The sequence below is a fragment of the Streptomyces sp. NPDC127190 genome (genome assembly GCF_042672505.1).
Classification (GTDB): Bacteria; Actinomycetota; Actinomycetes; order Streptomycetales; family Streptomycetaceae; genus Streptomyces.
The window spans coordinates 1-18,960 of record NZ_JBHXVE010000006.1 but is presented as its reverse complement, the minus strand read 5'-3'; the positions used below and the strand labels follow the sequence as shown (position 1 = coordinate 18,960).

Sequence of the window (18,960 nt, the reverse complement as noted above, 5' to 3'; positions counted from 1 at the left end):
GCTTCCCCGCCGGCCCGCAGACTCTCGGGACGACCCAGGAGTTCGGCCGAGCGAAGCTGATGGAAACCCGCATGCTGGACCACGCAGCCCCCCACGAAGCACCACGCGACGCGGCCCCGGTCTACGGTGAACTGTCCGAGTCCGCCTGGCAGTTCGCCCAGGCTGCCGCGCTCGTCGGCGATGTGTTCACCTTGCAGGAGATCGCCCGGGTGCAGTCGGTGACAACCTTGTCGATGCTGCCCGCCCTGGAGGAGACGGTCGAGGCCGGGCTCATCCGGTTCACCGGTGACCGCCTCGCCTTCCGGTCCCCCGACGTCCGCCAGGCGCTGCACGCCCGGATCCCGGCACCGGTGCGCCGGACTCTGCTGCGCGGGGCGCCGGCCGCCCGGCCGGCGGGGCAGCCGGCCACGGAGGCGCACGCGACCCCGGACGCCCTGGTGTCCGCCCTCTTCCTGTCGCACGACAACCCGAGCGGCCCACTGGACCCGCGGACCGCGGAGGCGGCCCACCTGGCGCTGGCCGAGATCCTCTCCCCCACCGGTGACCCCGCGTCCGCGCAGGCCGAGGCGTCCCGGGTCCTCTCGCTGTTCGGCCCGGACGAGCAGGGGCGGCGGGAGCGCGCCCGGGCCATGGTCCGGGCGGGCGGACCGGGGGCCGTCCCGGTCGTCGCGGCCGTGGTGCTGTCCAACCTGGAGTGGGCGGCGGGACATCTCGACGAGGCGCTCCGCTGCGGCCGCGAGGCGCTGGCCGGGGACCACGCCGTCCTGCCGCCCGGCTGGCGGCCGTACCCCTCGCTCGCACTGGCCGTGAAGCTGACCCAGCTCGGCCGGTTCGCCGAGGCGGAGGCCGCGTTGACCCGGACGAGCGAGCTGGCCGAGCGCCTGGGGCACCAGCGGGCCCGGGCCGAGGCGGCGGTCGTACGGGGCCGGCTGCTGCTCGGGGCGGGCCGCACCGAGGCCGCGGAGGCCGAGATCTCCTCCGGGGTCTCGCTCGCCCAGCGCACCCACGCCCGGCTGCCCGCCTCGCAGGGCCTGTCCCTGCTGTCGCTGCTGTCGCTGGCCCGCGGCCAGCGGGGCGAGGCCGCCGACCAGGTGTGGCGGGCCCGGATGGAACTCGTCGCCCAGCCCGGCTCGTTCCTCTCCCTGCGGCACACCTGGGCCGACTTCCAGGTGGCCACGGCCGGCATGGACGCGCGCGGCGCCGTCGGCCTGCTGGTGGAGCGCTACCCCGATCTGCTGACCAGGCCGTCGCTGTTCGTGCGCGACCCGGCAGCCGCGGCCCGGCTGGTGCGGCTGAGCCTGGCCGCGGAGGAGAACTCCCTGGCCGCCGCGGTCACCCGGCGCGTCGAGCGGCTCGCGGAGCGGAACCCCGCGCACCCGGGCCTGGCCGCCGCCGCGACCCATGCCCGGGGGCTGCTGTACGAGGACCCCGACGCCCTGGAGCACGCGGCGACCGAGCACCGGGCACCCTGGGCCGCCGCCGCGGCGAGCGAGGACCTGGGGACGCTGCTGCTCGGCCGGCCCGGCAGCGACACCGGCGCGGCGCGCCGCCATCTGCGGGCCGCGGCCGAGCGGTACCACGCGATCGGCGCACACGCCGCCGTGGCCCGCCTGGAAGCGCTGCTCCGGGAGAGCGCGCAGGGCCGGCAGCGGCCCGCCGACGCCGAGCCCGCGGCCCGCCCGGAGCGGGCCGACGCACCGGCCGGGAGCGCGCTGACGGCGGCCGAGCAGCGGATCGCGCGGCTGGTCGCACAGGGGCTGACCAACAAGCAGGTGGCGACGCGGGTGTCGTGCTCGCCGCACACCGTCAACTACCACCTGCGGCAGATCTTCCGGAAGCTGGGCGTGGCCTCCCGGGTCGAGCTGGCCCGGCTGCTGGGCTGAGCCGCGGCCGGCCACCTCTTCCGCACCGGCACACGTCTCCACCGAACACGGACTCCGATAACCGGTACATTGCTCTTCCTGCACCTCACCCGACTTCACGTTGCCCGACCAACCCATTCGGTTTACCGCACCACGCAACTTTATTTCGTGGCGCTCGTCACAGGCTGTTACCGACTGGTACGGAGGTAGCGTTGCGTCGCCCAAAGCATCGCCAAGGAGGGGGAGTTGAATGCGACTGGACATCGCTGACGGCACGTTTTCCTTCAATATCCTTGGCCCATTGGAAATCATTGCGGCAGGTACGGAGATCACTGTCGCGGGGGCCCGCCAGCAGACGCTCCTCACGCTGCTCCTGCTGGACGTCGGCAAGACGATCACCGGCGCGCGGCTGATCGACGGCATCTGGGGCGGCCGGGCTCCACAGACCGCGGAGGTGCAGCTGAGGATCTGCGTCTCCCGGCTGCGGCGCGTGCTGGCCGAGGGCGGGCTGCCGGATGTGATCAGCACCGAGAGCCAGGGCTATCGCCTCACCGTGCCCGAAGACCGCGTCGACGTGCGGCGTTTCACCGCCCGGGTGGACCGGGCCGCCCGGGCCGAGGCCGCGGGGGACGACGCGGAGGCGGTACGGCTGCTGCGCTCGGCACTCGGCCTGTGGCGCGGCCCCGCCGCCGAGGGGCTCACCGGCCCACTCGTCCGGGCGGCCGCGGCCCGGCTCGACGAGGAGCGCATGAGCGCACTGGAGCGCTGCTTCGGACTGGAGCTGCGACTGGGCCGGCACCATCGCATCATTCCGGAGCTGATGGCGAGCGCCGCCGAGCACCCTTTCCGGGAGACTCTCCAGTCCCAGCTCATGAGGGCGCTTTATCACGCGGGCCGGCAGGCGGACGCGCTGAATGTCTACCGGGATGTGAAACGGCGCTTCGCCGAAGAACTCGGAATAGACCCGTCGCAGCGCCTTCGGGCCCTGGAGCAGAGAATTCTGGAACAGCATCCGGAACTCGGCGGCCACAAAACCGCGCTGCCGCAGGACGCCCACATCCGGCTGGCCGCGCTGGAACGCGAGAACGCCTCGCTCCGCGCGGAACGGAAGCAGATCGACCACCTCATGGTGCGTCTCATGCGGCGGCACGACCTCCGCGTCCGCTCCTGAGCACACCGGAAGCGCACTGGCACGTACCACCGTGGCGGACGCGGCGTGGGTCCGGTACCGGGCGCTGAGGTCGCCCGAGCCGCTGCCGACCGCGGAGACCCCCAAGGTCGCGCGCACCGCGTACGGCCCGGGAGAGGGAACGCTGTTGCTGATGCGCGGCCGGGTTCACGGCGGCGCCCCGGGCCGGGGAGCAGAGCGGCTAGGACCGGGACGCGCCGGTGGTGGACAGCAGTCGGCCGGAGATCTCGCGGGCGACCGCGTCGGTGTGCCGGGTCAGGTAGAAGTGGCCGCCGCCGTAGACCTTCAGGGCGAAGTCCCCGGTGGTGTGGGCGGTCCAGGACCGGGCCTCGTCGAGCGTCACCCGGGGGTCCTCGTCGCCGATGAGGACGGTGACCGGGCAGCTCAGGTCGGGGCCGGGGACGTAGCGGTAGGTCTCGATCGCCTTGTAGTCGCTGCGGAGCGCCGGCAGGACCATGTCCAGCAGCTCGGGATCGGCCAGCAACCGCGCGTCCGTGCCGCTGAGTTCGCGGACGTCGCGGACCAGGACGTCGTCGCCCTGCTGGTGCAGGAACTCCTCCCGGTGCTCGGAGGGGGCCCGCCGCCCGGAGGCGAACAGCGCGGCCGGGACGACGCCGTGCTCGTGCTCCAGGAGCCGGGCGACCTCGAAGCCGAGCGAGGCGCCCATGCTGTGTCCGAACACCGCGAACGGCCGGTCGGTCAGCGGCAGCAGCTCGGGAACGAGCCGGCGGGCCAGCTCGGGAAGGGAGTCGATACAGGGCTCCCGGTGGCGGTCCTGGTGGCCGGGGTACTGGACGGCCAGAGCCTCGACGTCCGGGGCCAGAGCCGCCGAGAGCGGGTGGTAGTAGGTGGCGCCGCCGCCCGCGTGCGGCAGGCAGACCAGCCGGATGCGGGCCTCGGGGGACGGGTGGAAGCGCCGTATCCACGGGCTGTTGTGCTCGGGGGTGTTCAACGTCCGCCACTCCTTTGCTTCTTCGCTTCGCCGCACCGGTTCGGATCGGCCGGCCGCGGACGGGGTGCGGAGAACGGCGTACGCCGCCGCGTCGTGGAGTGTACATTCCGCGCGGGAGATCCGCTCGGCATTTATTGGGGACACGGGCATGGCCGTACGGCGTCCCGGAGGGCCCCCGGAGGGCCCCCGGAGGGCCCGACTGCAAACAATTGCACCTCACCCCCGGCCGTTTTAGCGGCGCGACCGCGTGTGAGGTGAAACTTTTTGCAGATCATCCCGATGTGCAATTTCCTGCACCTCCCGGATCGCCGCTCCACGCCTCGTCTCCGCAGGTCAAGTGGGCGATGCGGGCACTGAGTTCCGCGTCACAATGCGGTCGTCCGCCCCAAGCTTGACTCTCTTAGTGAGCCGAGGCTAACTTCAGTGCTGCCGCAAAACCGGCATCATCTTGCGGGGTTTACGGGGGAGTGAAACGGGGGTGGGACAGAGATGAGCCGCAGAGTATCGGCCGAGTCCGCGTAACCTTGAATTCACGTGACACCGGGTTTACCGACGGCGCTTATCGCCGGTCACGGATATCCCTTTTCGGTCCGTTTCCCGGATCATGTACAGACCTGTTCCGCACACAGCCGGGCGGCGCCGCCGTCCGGCCGCCCACGCACGCTCCCGCCCGGCTCCCGCCCCCTGCTGCCGTCCCCCCACCTCAGCCAGCCCCCAGCCCGATGGGATCCGAAAGAACATGCCCCCCAGAGTCCTCACCGGCATCGGCCCGCAGCATCGCCCGTCAGCAGAAGAGAGGATCTAGCCAGATGCCGAACCGGATTCTGCTGCTGGCGCTGAGCCTCGGTGCGTTCAGCATCGGCACCGACGGCTTCGTGATCAGCGGCCTGCTCGACCGCATCGCGCGGGACTTCGACGTCACCACGTCCGTGGCCGGACAGCTGGTGACGGTCTTCGCCCTGCTCTACGCGATCAGCGCGCCGATCCTCGCGGCCATGACCGCCCGGGTGCGGCGCAAGCAGCTGCTGGTGGCCGCCCTGATCGCGTTCGTGGTGTCCAACGTGCTGGGCGCCGTCGCCCCCACCTACGAAGTCCTCATGCTCGCGCGGGTGCTGGCCGCCTTCGGCGCCGCCCTGTACATCCCCTGCGGCATCGCGGTCACCGTCAGCGTCACCACCGAGGAGTGGCGCGGCCGGGCGATCGCCCTGGTGGCGGGCGGCATGTCCGCCGCCACCGCGCTCGGTGTCCCGATCGGCACGCTGGTCGGCGCCATCGGCAGCTGGCGGATCACCCTGGTCCTGGTGGCGGCGATGGCGCTGCTGGCGACGATCGTCCTGATGGTGGCCCTGCCGGAGGTGCCGACCCCGCCGTCGGTCACCATCCGGGAGCGGCTCGGCGTGGCCGCGCACCCGCGGGTGCTGGCCGCCCTGCTGTCCAACGCGCTCGCATGCGCCGGTGTGTTCACCATGTTCACCTACATCGCACCGCTGGCGATGAAGACCACGAAGGTCGACTCCACCGGAGTCAGCGTCTTCCTGCTGGTGTGGGGCGTCGCCGCGGTCGCCGGCAGCGCGGTGGGCGGCCGGGCCGCCGACCGCTGGGGCGGCGACCGCGCCTACTTCGGGTCCGCCGCGGTGCTGTCCGTCGGACTGCTGGTGCTCGCCCTGTTCACGCTTCCCACGCCGAGCGGTTCCTGGGTCGGCCGCGGGCTGTTCGGGCTGATCCTCGCCGTCATCAGCGTCTCCTGCTGGTCGCTGCCCACCGGGCAGAACCACCGCATCGCGAGCCTGGACATCCCGGCCCCCACCGTCGCCCTCTCCCTCAACAGCTCCTCCACCTACCTGGGCATCGCCGCCGGCGGCGCCCTCGGCGGTGTGGCGATGGGCGGCGGTTCGATGACCGCGCTGACGCTGACCGCCACCGGCATCGAGGTGCTGGCGGTCATCGTGCTCGCGGTGGCCGCGGCCCTGTTCGCCCGCCGGCGCGCCGCCGCCGGCCCGAAGAGCGCGCAACGCGACCTGTCCGCCACCAACTGACCGCCGCGACCCGGCGGTCACGCCGAGCCGCCCACCGGCCACCGACCGCCCCGGCGGCCGTACCACCCACGCGACGACCGCCGGTCACCCCGGCGGTCGTCACCACCGCGCGCTCCCCCGGCACCCCGCGCGGCACCCGTTCCGACGTCCGACCGTGATCCGGAGTTACCACTGTGCGTTCCGCCGAGCAAAGCCCCGGCAGCCGGCAAGACCCCACCACCGGCACATCCCTTCCCTACGACCCCGCGTCCGGCAAGGAGACGCTGGGCTCGATCTGGCGCGAGGTGCTCCAGATCGAGCGGTTCGACCCCCAGGAGAGCTTCTTCGAGCTGGGCGGCGACTCCCTGCTCGCCGCGCAGATCGTGGTGCGCGTCCGGGAACGGCTCGGTGTCGAGATCCCGGTGCGCGACATCTTCGTCCACCCCACGCTGGACGAACTCGCCGATGCCGTGGCCGCCGCCGCGGCGGCCGGCGAAGCCGCCGTCACGTCCACTCCGGCCGCGTCCCACCCCGGGCGCGGTGCGGCCGGGGACGGCACCGCACCGCGGGTGATGTCCGCCAACCAGGAACAGATGTGGTTCCTGCACAAGCTCACCCCGGACGACCCCGTCTACAACGGCTCCCGGAGCATCCGGGTGCGCGGCGCGCTGGACCTCGACGTCCTGGAGTGGGCCCTCACCGAGGTCTACCGGCGCCACGAGGCACTGCGCACCAGCTACCGGGAGGAGAACGGCACCCCGGTGCCGGTCGTCCACGAGCCGCGCCCGGCCCGCATCGAGCGGGCGGACCTGTCCGGACTCCCCGAGGACGAACGGGAGTCGGCTCGCGCCCGCCGGGTCTCGGCGGAGCTGGCCCGGCCGTTCTCCCTCGCGGACTACCCGCTGGAGCGCTGGCTGGCGATACGCCTGGGCCCCGACGAGCACGAACTGCTGGTCGTGGCCCATCACATCCTGCACGACGGCTGGTCCTTCGCCGTCGAGCTGCGCGAGGTCGAGACCCTGTACAACGCCCGCGCGGCAGGCCGGGACGCCGCTCTGCCGGCCCCGGCGCTCCAGCACGGCGCCTACGCCCGGCAGCAGCGCGCGGAGCAGGACGGCCCCGCGATGCAGCGCCATCTCGCCTACTGGCAGCAGCAGTTGGCCGACTACTCCGGTGTGCTGAGCATGCCGACCGACCGGCCCCGGCCGCCGGTCCAGACGACCCGGGGCCGCCGGGTGTACAGCGAGGTCCCGGCCTCGCTCCTGAACGGCCTCGGCAGGCTGCGCCGCAGCGACGGGGTCAGCCCGTTCATGGCGCTGTTCGCGTGCTTCACCGCCGTCCTGCACCGCTACAGCGGTGACACCGACATCTGCGTCGGCACCCCCCTGGCCAACCGCCGCAGCCCGGCGGAAGAAGAGATGGTCGGGATGGTGATGAACAGCGCCGCGCTGCGCACCCGGGTCTCGGCCGAGCTGCCGTTCAGCCGGCTGCTGAAGCAGGTGCGGGACACGGTCCTGGACGCCGCGGCGCACCAGGCGTGCCCGCTGCCGGTCGTCATCGACGCCCTCGGTGTCCCCCGCACCCCGGCGCACCCCCCGCTGTTCCAGACCATGGTCACCGCGCACGACCACACCGAGGCCGCGCCCCGGTTCGGTGACTGCGAGTCGTCCATCACCGAGCCGTTCAACGACACGGTGAAGATGGACCTGCACCTCATCGTGGTGCCCCAGGACAAGAAGCACGCCTCCGGTGAGCGGGCCGGCGACGAGGGCATCGCGCTGATCTGGGAGTACAACGCGGACCTCTTCGACGCCGGAACGGTGGAGTCGATCGCCGCGGCCTTCCAGGAACTGCTGGCCCACGCGCTGGAAGCCCCGGACACCCCCGTCGGCGAGCTGCGGCTGCTGGACGAGGACCGGGCCGCGGAGCGGCTGCGCGCATGGAGCGCCCCGCAGCCCGTGGACCCGGCCGCGCACGAACTGCCGGTGCACCGCCGGGTGCAGCGGCAGGCGCAGGCACAGCCCGGCAAGGCCGCCGTGGTGGAGGCCGGCCGGACCATGACCTACGGCGAGCTGGACGAGGGCGCCGAGCGCCTGGCCGCCCGGCTGAGGGAGGCCGGGGCCGGCCGGGGCACGGTGGTCGCCGTCTGCCTGCCGATCGGCGCCGACCTGGTCCTCGCGGAGCTGGCGGTGCTCAAGTCGGGCGCCACGTTCCTGCCCGTCGACCCCGGCCAGCCGCAGGCGCGGATGGACGGCATGCTTCAGGACGCCGACGCGCTCGCCGTGATCACGAGCGAGGAGCTGCGGGACCGGTTCCCGGCCCGGCGGTGCCTGACGGTACGGGACGGCCGCGCGGAGGACGGCCGGACCGGGGACGCCGTCGCGGACGAGGCCGGGCCCGACGACATCGCGTACATCATCTTCACGTCCGGTTCCACCGGCCGCCCCAAGGGCGTCGAGGTGCCGCACCGCGGGCTCGGCCATCTGGCCTCCTGGTACGTCCGGGAGTACGACGTCACCCCCGAGGACGCGGCCACCCTGCTGATCTCCCCCGGGTTCGACGTGTCCCAGCTGGAGATCTGGCCGGCCCTGGCGGCCGGCGCGACCCTGCACTGCCCGGACCGGGCCACGGTGCTCGTCGCCGCCGACTACCAGGCGTGGCTGCGGGAGAACTCCATCACCCTCACCGTCCTGCCGACCGCCCTGGCCGCGCCGCTGCTGGACCGGGAGTGGGACGCGGACACCACGCTGCGCATGATGCTGGTCGCCGGTGAGCGGCTGACCGCACGGCCCCGCCCCGGCACCCCGTTCCGCTTCGTCAACGCCTACGGCCCGACCGAGGCCACCGTGCTGAGCACGGCCGGTACGGTCCGCACCCGCGAGGACGAGCCGGGGGACCCGCCCATCGGCCGGCCGCTGCCGGGCTGGACGGTCCGGGTGCTGGACCGCGCGCTGCGGCCGGTGCCGCCCGGCGTGATCGGCGAGCTGTACATCGGCGGCGTGGGTGTGGCGCGGGGCTACCGCAACCGCCCGGAGCTGACCGAGGAACGCTTCGTGGCCGACCCGTTCGCCGCGGACCCCGGCGCCCGGATGTACCGCACCGGGGACCTGGCCCGGCTCCGTGCCGACGGTGAGATCGAGTTCATCGGGCGCATGGACGAGCAGGTCAAGCTGCGCGGGTACCGCATCGAGCTGGGCGAGATCACCGCCGCGCTGCGCACCCACCCGCGGGTCGGCGACGCCCATGTGCTGGTGCGCGCGGCGGGTGACACCCCGTCCGACGACCCCGCCGACCGGCAGCTGGTGGCGTACGTGGTGCCCGCGGACCCGGACACCGAGCCGGCCCCGGCCGAGCTGCGCGAGCATCTGTCCCGCGCGGTGCCCGAGTACATGGTCCCGGCCGCGTTCGTCACGCTGACCCATCTGCCGCTCAACCCGAGCGGCAAGGTCGACGCCAAGCGGCTTCCGGCGCCCGTCCGGCAGGCGGCGGCCACGGTCCGGCCGCCCGCCGGTGAGCTGGAGCGGCGGATCGCCGGCATCTGGCAGGAGGTGCTCGGGGTCGAGGGTGTCGGCTCGCACCAGAGCTTCTTCGACCTGGGCGGGCACTCACTGCTGCTCACCCGGGTGCAGCACCGGCTGGAGGCCGATCTGGGCATCAAGGCACCGCTGATGACCCTGTTCGAGTTCCCCACGGTGCACTCCCTGGCCGCGCATCTCAGCGGGGAGGCGGCGGAGCCGCTCGTCGCGCCCGGCCAGCGCGCCGGCGGCACGGGCGGTCCCGAGCCGATCGCCGTGGTCGGCATGGCCGGGCGCTTCCCCGGGGCGGCCGATGTCGGCGCGTTCTGGGAGAACCTGTGCGACGGCGTCGAGTCGATCACCTATCTGGGCCCGGTCGAGCCCGACGGGGAGGGGCTCACCGCGTTCGGTCTGCTGGACTCCCCCGCGGAGTTCGACGCGGCCTTCTTCGGCTACTCGCCGCGTGAGGCCCTGCTGATCGACCCCCAGCAGCGCGTCTTCCTGGAGGTCGCCCACAGCGCGCTGGAGAACGCCGGTCTGGTGCCGGAGCCGGACGGCCCGTCCGTCGGCATCTTCGCCGGCGGCAGCATGACGACGTACTACTCCACGCTCCAGTCGCAGCGCGGCAAGCTGCCGTTCGCCGACGACTGGCAGTTCCGGATCTCCACCGCGCCCGACTACCTGACCAGCCGTGCCGCCCACAAGCTGGGGCTGAACGGCCCCGCGGTGACGGTGGCGACCGCCTGCTCCACCTCCCTGACGGCGATCCACCTGGCCGCGCAGGCGCTGGCGTCCAGGGACTGCGACGTCGCGCTGGCCGGCGGTGCCGGGGTGCGGGTGCCGCTGCTGCCGGTGCGGTACACCGAGGGCGGCCCGTTCGCGGTGGACGGCCACGTCCGGGCGTTCGACGCGGACGCCGACGGGATCGTCGGGGGCAGCGCCGCCGCGGTGGTGGTGCTCAAGCGGCTGTCGGACGCGGTCGCCGCCGGTGACCACATCCACGCGGTGCTGCGCGGGTCGGCCGTCAACAACGACGCGGGCGAGAAGATCGGCTTCACCGCGCCCAGCATCGACGGCCAGGCCAAGGTCATCCGCGCCGCGCACCTGGCCGCCGGGATCGAGCCCGACTCGATCGGCTACGTCGAGGCGCACGGCACCGGCACCCGGCTCGGCGACCCCATCGAGGTGGCCGCGCTCACCAAGGCGTTCCGGGCCGGGACCGACCGCTCGGGGTTCTGCTGGCTCGGCTCGGTCAAGACCAACATCGGGCACACCGACGCCGCCGCCGGTGTCGTCGCGTTCATCAAGGCCGTCCTGGCGGTGGAGAAGGGCGTCATCCCGCCGAGCCTGAACTTCGAACGCCCGAACCCGGAGATCGACTTCGAGACGAGCCCGTTCCGGGTCAACACCGAGCTGCGCCCGTGGCAGCCGTCCGCCGGCCCACGGCGGGCCGGGGTCAGCGCGCTGGGCATCGGCGGCACCAACGCCCATGTCGTCGTCGAGCAGCCGCCGGCGCGCGAGCCCGCCCGGCCCACCGGCACCCCGCAGCTGCTGCCGCTGTCCGCCGCCTCCGAGGCGGCGCTGGACCGGCTGACCGAGGACCTCGCCGAGCGCCTCGCCGGGGAGCCCGGGCTGCCGCTCGCCGACGTGGCGTTCACCCTCCAGCGGGGCCGGCGTACCTATCCCTTCCGCCGGTTCGTGGTGGGCCAGGACACCGCGGAGGTCGCGCGGGCCCTGACCTCCGGGAACGCCCGCCGGGTGCCGACGTCCGCCGGTGCGCCCGCCGAGCGGCCGGTGGCCTTCATGTTCCCCGGTCAGGGCGGCCAGCACGTCGGCATGGCGCGGGACCTGTACGAGCACAACGCCGTGTTCCGCCGCCATGTCGACGAGGCCTTCGAGGCGGCGCACGAGCGCCTCGGCCTGGACCTGCGCAGCATCGTCTACCCCGACCCGCGGGACGCGGAGGCGGTGGCGGAGGCCGGGCGCCGGATCAACACCATCACCGTCGCCCAGCCCGCGGTGTTCATCCTGGAGTACGCGCTGGGCCGGCTCTGGCAGCACTGGGGCATCACGCCGAGCGCCCTGGTCGGCCACAGCCTCGGGGCGTACGCCGCGGCCTGCACCGCGGGGGTGTTCTCGCTCGCGGACGGCATCTCCCTGGTCGGTCTGCGCGGGCAGCTGCTGTCCACGGTCGAGGCCGGGGCCATGCTCGCCGTCAAACGGCCCGAGGCGGAGGTGGTACCGCTGCTGCCCGACTCCGTCACGGTGGGGGCGGTGAACGGCCCCGGGCAGGTGACCGTGTCGGGCCGCGAGGCCGACATCGACCTGCTGGCCGCGCAACTGACCGAGAAGGGGATCGACTTCCGCAAGCTGAAGATCTCCGGTGCCGGTCACTCGCCGCTGGTGGAGCCGGTCCTGGACAAGTTCGGGGCCGCGGTGGCCGCGATCGAGCTGCACGAGCCCACCGTGCCCTTCGTGTCCGACATGACGGGCACCTGGGCGGAGCCGGGACAGCTGACCGACCCGGCCTACTGGATGGCGCACATGCGCAACGCGGTCCGGTTCGGGGACGCGGTCTCCACCCTGCTCGCGGACCCGGAGCGGATCCTGCTGGAGGTCGGGCCGGGCATGACGCTGACCACGCTGTCGCGTCAGCACCCCGAGCTGAGCGACCACCAGCTGGTGCTCCAGTCCCAGCCGCACCCCACCGATCCGGCCTCCGCGCTGTCCGTCGCCCTGGAGGCGCTCGGCAGGCTCTGGCTGACCGGTGCCCCGGTCGACTTCGGCCGGGTGCAGGACGCGGCGGGCCGGCGCCGCGCCAAGCTGCCCGGCCACCCGCTGGACCGGCGCCACTTCCTGGTGGAGCCGGCCGATCCCGGCACCGCCGGAGGGACCGCGCAGGCCACTCCGGACGCGTGGCTGGGCCGTACGCCGGGCACCGCCTCCCCCGCCGCCCGGCCGCGGACCGAGGCCGCGGCGGCCGAGCCGGGCACCGAGACCGAGGAGCGGATCGCGGAGACCTTCCGGCAGCTCCTCGGCCTGGACGAGGTCGACCCGGACGACAGCCTCTTCGACCTGGGCGGTGACTCCGTCCTGGTCACCCGGCTGGCCGCCTGGCTGCGGGACACCTACGGCATCCCGCTGGAGGCCCGGGAGATCTTCACCACCCCGACCGTCGCGGGCCTCGCCGAACTGACCGAGCGCCGGCTGAAGGAGAGCGAGCACTGATGGCCGACAAGTCACCCTGGCTGGTGCGCCGACGGCGGCGCCCGGAGGCGTCCCTGCGCCTGTACTGCTTCCCGCACAGCGGCGGTTCGCCGGGCGAGTACGTGCGCTGGGCGGACGAGCTGCCGGACGTGGAGGTCTGGGGCATCCAGCCGCCCGGGCGCGGCACCCGGGTCATGGAGACCCCGCTGGACTCCATCGACACCTTCGTCCAGAGCCTCGTCGAGTCCGTCGACTTCGCCGGTCCGTTCGTGTTCTTCGGGCACAGCCTCGGCGGGCTGACCGCCTTCGAGACGGCCCGCGCGCTGCGCGCGGCGGGCCGTCCGCTGCCCGAGCGGCTGGTGCTGTCCGCCTACCCGGCGCCGCACCTGCCGCACCCGCGCAGCCCGCTGCACACCCTGGGCGACGACGAGCTGCTCGCCGCCGTCGACGAGCGCTACGGCGGGCTGCCCGCGCCGCTGCTCGCGGACCCGGAGCTGGTGCGGCTCGTGCTGCCCGCCTACCGGGCCGACTTCACCATCTTCGAGACCTACCAGCACGTCCGCCAGGAGCCGTTGGACATCCCGATCTCGGTGCTGGGCGGGGAGAGCGACCTGGCGTCGCCGTATCTGCCCCAGTGGCGGGAGCACACCACGGCCGAGTGCACCGTGGAGCTGTTCCCCGGCGGACATTTCTACCTCCGGGAACATCCGGAGGCGTTCATGCAGGCGCTGAGGAAGCTGATATGACCGTGAGTGTCCTTCAGGAGATGAGCCGGGGCGGGTTCCCCTGGGACCGGCTGCGCTCCTTCCCCCGGCAGTCCGAGGCGGACCGGCGGGCCGGGGACGAGGCGGTCCGGGCGATGACGCGGGTGCTGGACACCCATGTCCCGGACGGCCTGGACGGCCGGAGCGAGCTGCCCGGCGGGCTGCTCGACGCGCTCCACGAGGCCGGCTTCCTGGCGATGCTGCTGCCCCGCGAGGACGGCGGCCTGGCGCTGTCGGACTACAACGGCTTCCGGGTGCTGGAGACCGCCGCCGAGCGCGCCCCGGCCCTCAGCATGCTGCTGTCCGCGCACAACGCCCTCGGCCCGATCGCCTTCCTGCCCGCGGTGCCCGACGGCGAACTGCGCGAGCTGCTCGCCAAGCACGTGGCCGCCGGCACCGTGGGCGCGCTGGCCAGCACCGAGCCCGAGGGAGCGGGCAACACGGGCCGGTCCACGGTGGCCCGGCCCACCGCGGACGGGTCCGGGTACCTGCTCACCGGCGAGAAGATGTTCATCACCAACGGGGCCGCGGCCGGCCTGGTCGCGGTGACCGCGACCGTCGAGGGCGGCGGGGACGGCGACCAGGTGGGCCTGTTCTTCGTCGAGCTGCCCGCCGAGGGCTTCGAGGTGGTCGCCCACCACGCGTTCATGGGCCTGCACGCCACCCCGATCTCGCATCTGCGGCTGACCGAGGTGTTCGTCCCGGCCGGGCACACGCTGCCCGCGCAGGCCGAGTGGCGCAGGGCCTCGCCGTACGCGGAGATCCACGCGCTGGCCCGGGTCTATGTGACCAGCGCGCCGTCGATGGCGCTCGCCCGGCGCTGCCTGGAGTGGTCCCGCTCCTTCGTCGCCGAGCGGGCCGTGGACGGCCGGGAGCTGGCGTCGTACGAGGCGATCCGGCAGCTGCTCGCCGAGTCCGTCGCGGACGTCTACGCCATGGACAGCGCGGTCCGCTGGGCCATGCTGCACACCGACGCCACCGCCCTGAACTGGGAGCGGGACGCGCTGAAGAACCTCACCTCGATGACGGCGTGGCGGGTGGTGGACCGTACGGTGTCGCTGCTGGGCGCGCGGGGGTACGAGACCGCGGACAGCAAGGCGGCGCGCGGGCTGGCCCCGCACCCCGTGGAGCAGGCACAGCGGGAGATCCGCGGCATGCGGGTCGCCGGTGGCGTCGACTTCAACCTCGACCGGTATCTGGCCGCGCGGATGCTCGCCGGCTACTACCGGGACGGCGGCCAGGAGCTGCCCGGCACCGACGGCGCTCTGGATCCGGGTGCCCTGTCGCCCGGCAACCGCGCCCACCTTCAGGCGGTGCGCGAGGACGTCGGGCGGCTGGCCCGGATCTGCCGCGAGCTGACCGGCGCCCAGCCGGCCGCCGAGCTGCTGGAGCGGCAGCAGACGCTGATCGCCGTCAACCGCATCGCCACCGAGCTGTTCACGATGGCCGTCGTCCTGGCGCGGGCCGCCCAGGCCGACCCGCGGGACGAGCCGAACGCCCAGGACCTCGCGGCCGTCGTCTGCGACGGCGCGCGGGCGCGGCTGGCCCCGCTGTGGGAGCAGGTGGCGAAGGAGCCGCCGGCGGCCTGCGCACGGCTGGCCCGCGCCCTGCTGGACGGCGCGCCCGACCATCTCCTCCACCCGTGATCCCCGACCGACCCCACGAGCACCGAAGGAAGACCATGACGACCCTGACCGAAGCCGTCACGACGGGGAGCAGCGCCGAGGAGCTGCTGCGGCACCCGGTTCCCGAGCAGTACCGGGCCGCCTTCGTCCGCGCCGAGGACACGGAGCTGTTCGTCGGTGTCGAGGACAAGGACGTACGCAAGTCCCTGCACGTCGGCGACGTGCCCATGCCCGAACTGGCGCCGGACGAGGTGCTGGTCGGGGTCATGGCCAGCGCCATCAACTACAACACCGTCTGGTCGGCGATGTTCGAGCCGCTGCCGACCTTCGGGTTCCTCAAGCACCTTGCCTCCCAGGGCGGTTGGCACGCCCGGCACGACCAGCCGTACCACGTCCTCGGCTCCGACGCGTCCGGTGTGGTGGTGCGCGTCGGCTCCGCCGTCCAGCACTGGAAGCCCGGCGACCACGTCGTGATCGCCACGGCCCATGTGAACGACCAGGAGCCGGCCAGCCACGCCGACAGCATGCTCGGCGAGGACCAGCGCGCCTGGGGCTTCGAGACCAACTTCGGCGGCCTCGCGGACTACACGGTGGTGCGCGCCAGCCAGCTGCTTCCCAAGGCCGCGCATCTGTCCTGGGAGGAGGCGGCCGTCAACCCACTGTGCGCGGCCACCGCCTACCGCATGCTGGTCAGTGACCGGGGCGCCCGGATGAAGCAGGGCGACGTGGTGCTCATCTGGGGCGCGAGCGGTGGACTCGGGTCCTACGCCGTGCAGTTCGTGCGCAACGGCGGCGGCACGTCCATCGGTGTGGTCAGCTCCCCGGAGAAGGCCGAGATCCTGGCCGGCCTGGGCTGCGACGTCGTCATCGACCGCACCGAGATCGAGCAGGGCGACCCCGGCAGCCTCCAGCGGCCGGAGGGCTGGAAGCGCCTGGGCAAGGCGATCCGCAAGGCGGTCGGCGAGGACCCGCACATCGTCTTCGAGCACGTCGGCAAGGCGACCTTCGCGGCGTCGGTGTTCCTCGCCCGGCGCGGCGGCACGGTCGTCACCTGCGGTTCCAGCACCGGCTACCAGCACCAGTTCGACAACCGCTACCTGTGGATGAAGCTGAAGCGCATCATCGGCAGCCACGGCGCCAACCTCCAGGAGCAGTGGGAGACCAACCGGCTGATCCAGCAGGGCCGGATCGTCCCCGCCCTGTCGGCCGTCTACCGGCTGGACGAGGTGGCCGAGGCCGCCCGCAGCATCCAGACCAACCGCCACATCGGCAAGGTCGGTGTGCTGTGCCTGGCTCCCGAGCCGGGGCTCGGGATCACCGACCCCGCCACCCGGGCGCGGATCGGCGAGGACCGGCTGCACGCCTTCCGCAGCGCGGACGGTGGCAGGTGAGGGACCAGCTGACGTCGGTCCTGGCGGAGTCCGGCGAGTCCGGACGCCCCAGGCTGTCCGCGCAGGAGGTGGCCGCGCTGCCGGTGCCCGAGTCCTACCGGGCGGCCGTGCTGCTGCGCGAGGAGACGGAGATGTTCGCCGGGATGAGCAGCGCGGACAAGGACCCGCGCAAGTCCCTGCACGTCCAGGAGGTGCCCACCCCGGAACTCGGCCCGGGCGAGGCGCTGGTGGCGGTCATGGCCAGCTCCGTCAACTACAACACCGTCTGGTCCTCGATCTTCGAGCCGGTACCGACCTTCGCGTTCCTGGAGCGGTACGGCCGTACCTCACCGCTCGCCGCGCGGCACGACCTGCCGTACCACGTGATCGGTTCGGACCTGGCCGGTGTGGTGCTGCGCACCGGTCCGGGGGTCAACGCCTGGAAGCCCGGCGACGAGGTCGTCGCGCACTGTCTGTCCGTGGAGCTGGAGTCCCCGGACGGGCACGACGACACGCTGCTCGACCCGGAGCAGCGGATCTGGGGGTTCGAGACCAACTTCGGCGGGCTCGCCGAGCTGGCCCTGGTCAAGTCCAACCAGCTGATGCCCAAGCCCGGCCACCTCACCTGGGAGGAGGCCGCCGCCCCCGGGCTGGTGAACTCCACCGCCTACCGGCAGCTGGTCTCCCGCAACGGCGCGGGCATGAAGGTCGGCGACAACGTGCTGATCTGGGGCGCGAGCGGCGGGCTCGGCAGCTATGCGACCCAGCTCGCGCTGGTCGGCGGCGCCACCCCGATCTGTGTGGTCTCCAGCGAGCAGAAGGCGGAGATCTGCCGGCGGATGGGCGCCGAGGCGATCATCGACCGCAGTGCCGAGGGCTACCGGTTCTGGAAGGACGAGCACACCCAGGACCCGAAGGAGTGGCGCCGGTTCGGCTCCCGGATCCGTGAGCTGACCGGTGGCGAGGACGTCGACATCGTCTTCGAGCACCCGGGACGGGAGACCTTCGGCGCCTCGGTCTACGCGGCGCGCAAGGGTGGCACGATCGTCACCTGCGCGTCGACCTCCGGTTACCAGCACCAGTTCGACAACCGCTACCTGTGGATGTCGCTGAAGCGCATCATCGGCTCGCACTTCGCGAACTACCGCGAGGCGTGGCAGGCCAACCGGCTGATCGGCAAGGGGCGGATCCATCCGACCCTGTCGCGGGTGTACCCGCTGGGGGAGGTCGGGCAGGCCGCCTACGACGTCCATCGCAATCTGCACCACGGCAAGGTCGGCGTCCTGGCACTCGCCCCGCACGAAGGGCTGGGGGTGCGGGACGCGGAGCTGCGCGCCCGCCACCTGAGCGCCATCAACCGCTTCCGCACCGGGACCGGCCCCGTATGAGCCGGCCCCACCGCGGTTCGCTCGACTGAACAGGACCGCCGTCCGCCGGACCCGCCGGCGGGCGGCATGGAACGGTTCGATCCGCGCACGGTGAAGAGAGGTGTCCAGTGACAGGCACACAGCAGGTCGAGGCAGTACTGCGTCGGATCGACGGCCGCGCCGGTCCGCGTGTCGTCCGGGTTCCGGCGCAGCCCGCCCGAGGAGAGATCGCGGACCAGCACGCCGTCGAGTACGTCGAGCTGACGGAGAGTCTGCTGCGGACGGTGCGCAGGGAAGTGCTCTTCGTCAACTGCCAGATGAACGGGTACGGCCGGGAGGAGATCGAGCGGGCCCGGGAGAGCATCACCGCCCTGGCCGGCCGGTCGGTCACGACGTCCGTGATCTGCCCCCCCGACGAGCTGGACGGCCACGGCCGGCTGGAGTTCCTGGAGCGGATCAGCCGGGAGAACGGGGCCCGGGTCCGGATCAGCACCGTGGATCTGCACGGGATGGTGGTGTTCGACCGCAAGCGGATCCTGATGTGGCAGCCCGGGCGGAGCCGCCGCTGTGTCCTGGTGCACTCCCCCGTCGTGGTCGAGCCGCTGGTCGCCCTGCTCGACGCGGCCTGGGACGGGGCCTGCGACCTGGACCGGTTCCTCCACTACCAGCGCAACGTCCTGGACGAGAAGACCCCGCAGATCCTGCGACTGCTCGGCTCGGGCCGCAAGGACGAGGTCGCCGCCCGCCAGCTCGGCATCTCCGTGCGCACCTACCGGCGGTGCGTGGCGAGCCTGATGGAGGTGCTGGGGGCGGAGTCCCGGTTCGAGGCCGGGGTGAAGGCGGCCGCGCTGGGGCTCATCGACGTCCACGCAGACGTCGACCTCGATCACGAGCCCGTCGAGCGGCAGCCCCGCGGGTCCGGTTCCTTCGGGCTGGAGCGGTCGCTGCGCGGTACCGCGACGGCGGCCCCGTGGGCGCCCCGCTGGTGCCCGAGGTGACCTAGTAGTGCTTCGTTACGTCGGGTGTTCTCGCCTGGTGGTGGGCAGCTTTCCTGCATGAGGTTGAGGGAAGTGGAACGGCTCCGGGGTGAGTTA

Annotated in this window: 10 protein-coding genes; 9 read left to right on the top strand and 1 reads right to left on the bottom strand. The window is 73.0% G+C overall.

Features of this window, described 5'->3' with window-relative positions; all coding sequences use genetic code 11:
• The first annotated feature begins 71 nt into the window (after nucleotides 1–71).
• On the top strand, nucleotides 72–1,883 hold the full coding sequence (locus tag ACFVIU_RS12045; protein ID WP_385842229.1) for a LuxR C-terminal-related transcriptional regulator: 1,812 nt from the start codon (nucleotides 72–74) through the stop codon (nucleotides 1,881–1,883).
• A gap of 229 nt (nucleotides 1,884–2,112) precedes the next feature.
• On the top strand, nucleotides 2,113–3,033 hold the full coding sequence (locus tag ACFVIU_RS12040; protein WP_385842228.1) for a BTAD domain-containing putative transcriptional regulator: 921 nt from the start codon (nucleotides 2,113–2,115) through the stop codon (nucleotides 3,031–3,033).
• Between the two features lie 199 nt (nucleotides 3,034–3,232).
• Here the strand turns inward: ACFVIU_RS12040 and ACFVIU_RS12035 are convergent, their stop codons facing one another.
• Entirely contained in the window at nucleotides 3,233–4,003 is a 771-nt protein-coding gene (locus ACFVIU_RS12035) for a thioesterase II family protein (protein ID WP_385842227.1), read from the bottom strand.
• A gap of 809 nt (nucleotides 4,004–4,812) precedes the next feature.
• Here ACFVIU_RS12035 and ACFVIU_RS12030 point away from each other — a divergent pair.
• The 7 genes from ACFVIU_RS12030 (at nucleotide 4,813) to ACFVIU_RS12000 (ending at nucleotide 18,864) form a co-directional block, all read left to right on the top strand.
• A complete protein-coding gene (locus ACFVIU_RS12030; protein WP_385842225.1) occupies nucleotides 4,813–6,039 on the top strand; it encodes an MFS transporter in 1,227 nt (408 codons plus the stop codon).
• 173 nt (nucleotides 6,040–6,212) lie between these two features.
• A complete protein-coding gene (locus ACFVIU_RS12025) occupies nucleotides 6,213–12,761 on the top strand; it encodes an amino acid adenylation domain-containing protein (RefSeq protein WP_385842224.1) in 6,549 nt (2,182 codons plus the stop codon).
• Complete coding sequence (locus tag ACFVIU_RS12020) at nucleotides 12,761–13,486, top strand: thioesterase II family protein (RefSeq protein ID WP_385842223.1); 726 nt, start codon at nucleotides 12,761–12,763, stop codon at nucleotides 13,484–13,486. The genes ACFVIU_RS12025 and ACFVIU_RS12020 overlap by 1 nt, the downstream gene beginning before the upstream one ends.
• The gene (locus ACFVIU_RS12015) at nucleotides 13,483–15,150 is read left to right on the top strand and encodes an acyl-CoA dehydrogenase family protein (protein WP_385842222.1); all 1,668 of its coding nucleotides are present in this window, start codon (nucleotides 13,483–13,485) and stop codon (nucleotides 15,148–15,150) included. The genes ACFVIU_RS12020 and ACFVIU_RS12015 overlap by 4 nt, the downstream gene beginning before the upstream one ends.
• Nucleotides 15,151–15,185: 35 nt before the next feature.
• On the top strand, nucleotides 15,186–16,520 hold the full coding sequence (ccrA, locus tag ACFVIU_RS12010; protein WP_385842221.1) for a crotonyl-CoA carboxylase/reductase: 1,335 nt from the start codon (nucleotides 15,186–15,188) through the stop codon (nucleotides 16,518–16,520).
• 20 nt (nucleotides 16,521–16,540) lie between these two features.
• Nucleotides 16,541–17,887: a crotonyl-CoA carboxylase/reductase gene (ccrA, locus tag ACFVIU_RS12005; protein ID WP_385842471.1), complete on the top strand. Its 1,347-nt coding sequence runs from the start codon at nucleotides 16,541–16,543 to the stop codon at nucleotides 17,885–17,887.
• A 107-nt stretch (nucleotides 17,888–17,994) separates the two neighbouring features.
• Nucleotides 17,995–18,864, top strand: a complete 870-nt coding sequence (locus tag ACFVIU_RS12000; protein ID WP_385842220.1) for a hypothetical protein — start codon at nucleotides 17,995–17,997, stop codon at nucleotides 18,862–18,864.
• Nucleotides 18,865–18,960: the final 96 nt, after the last annotated feature.

Excerpts from the sequence above, each read along its gene's own strand:
- ACFVIU_RS12045 (WP_385842229.1), top strand. The coding sequence starts at position 72 with ATGCTGGACCACGCAGCCCCCCACGAAGCACCACGCGACGCGGCCCCG.
- ACFVIU_RS12040 (WP_385842228.1), top strand. The coding sequence starts at position 2,113 with ATGCGACTGGACATCGCTGACGGCACGTTTTCCTTCAATATCCTTGGC.
- ACFVIU_RS12030 (WP_385842225.1), top strand. The coding sequence starts at position 4,813 with ATGCCGAACCGGATTCTGCTGCTGGCGCTGAGCCTCGGTGCGTTCAGC.
- ACFVIU_RS12020 (WP_385842223.1), top strand. The coding sequence starts at position 12,761 with ATGGCCGACAAGTCACCCTGGCTGGTGCGCCGACGGCGGCGCCCGGAG.
- ACFVIU_RS12015 (WP_385842222.1), top strand. The coding sequence starts at position 13,483 with ATGACCGTGAGTGTCCTTCAGGAGATGAGCCGGGGCGGGTTCCCCTGG.
- ccrA (WP_385842221.1), top strand. The coding sequence starts at position 15,186 with ATGACGACCCTGACCGAAGCCGTCACGACGGGGAGCAGCGCCGAGGAG.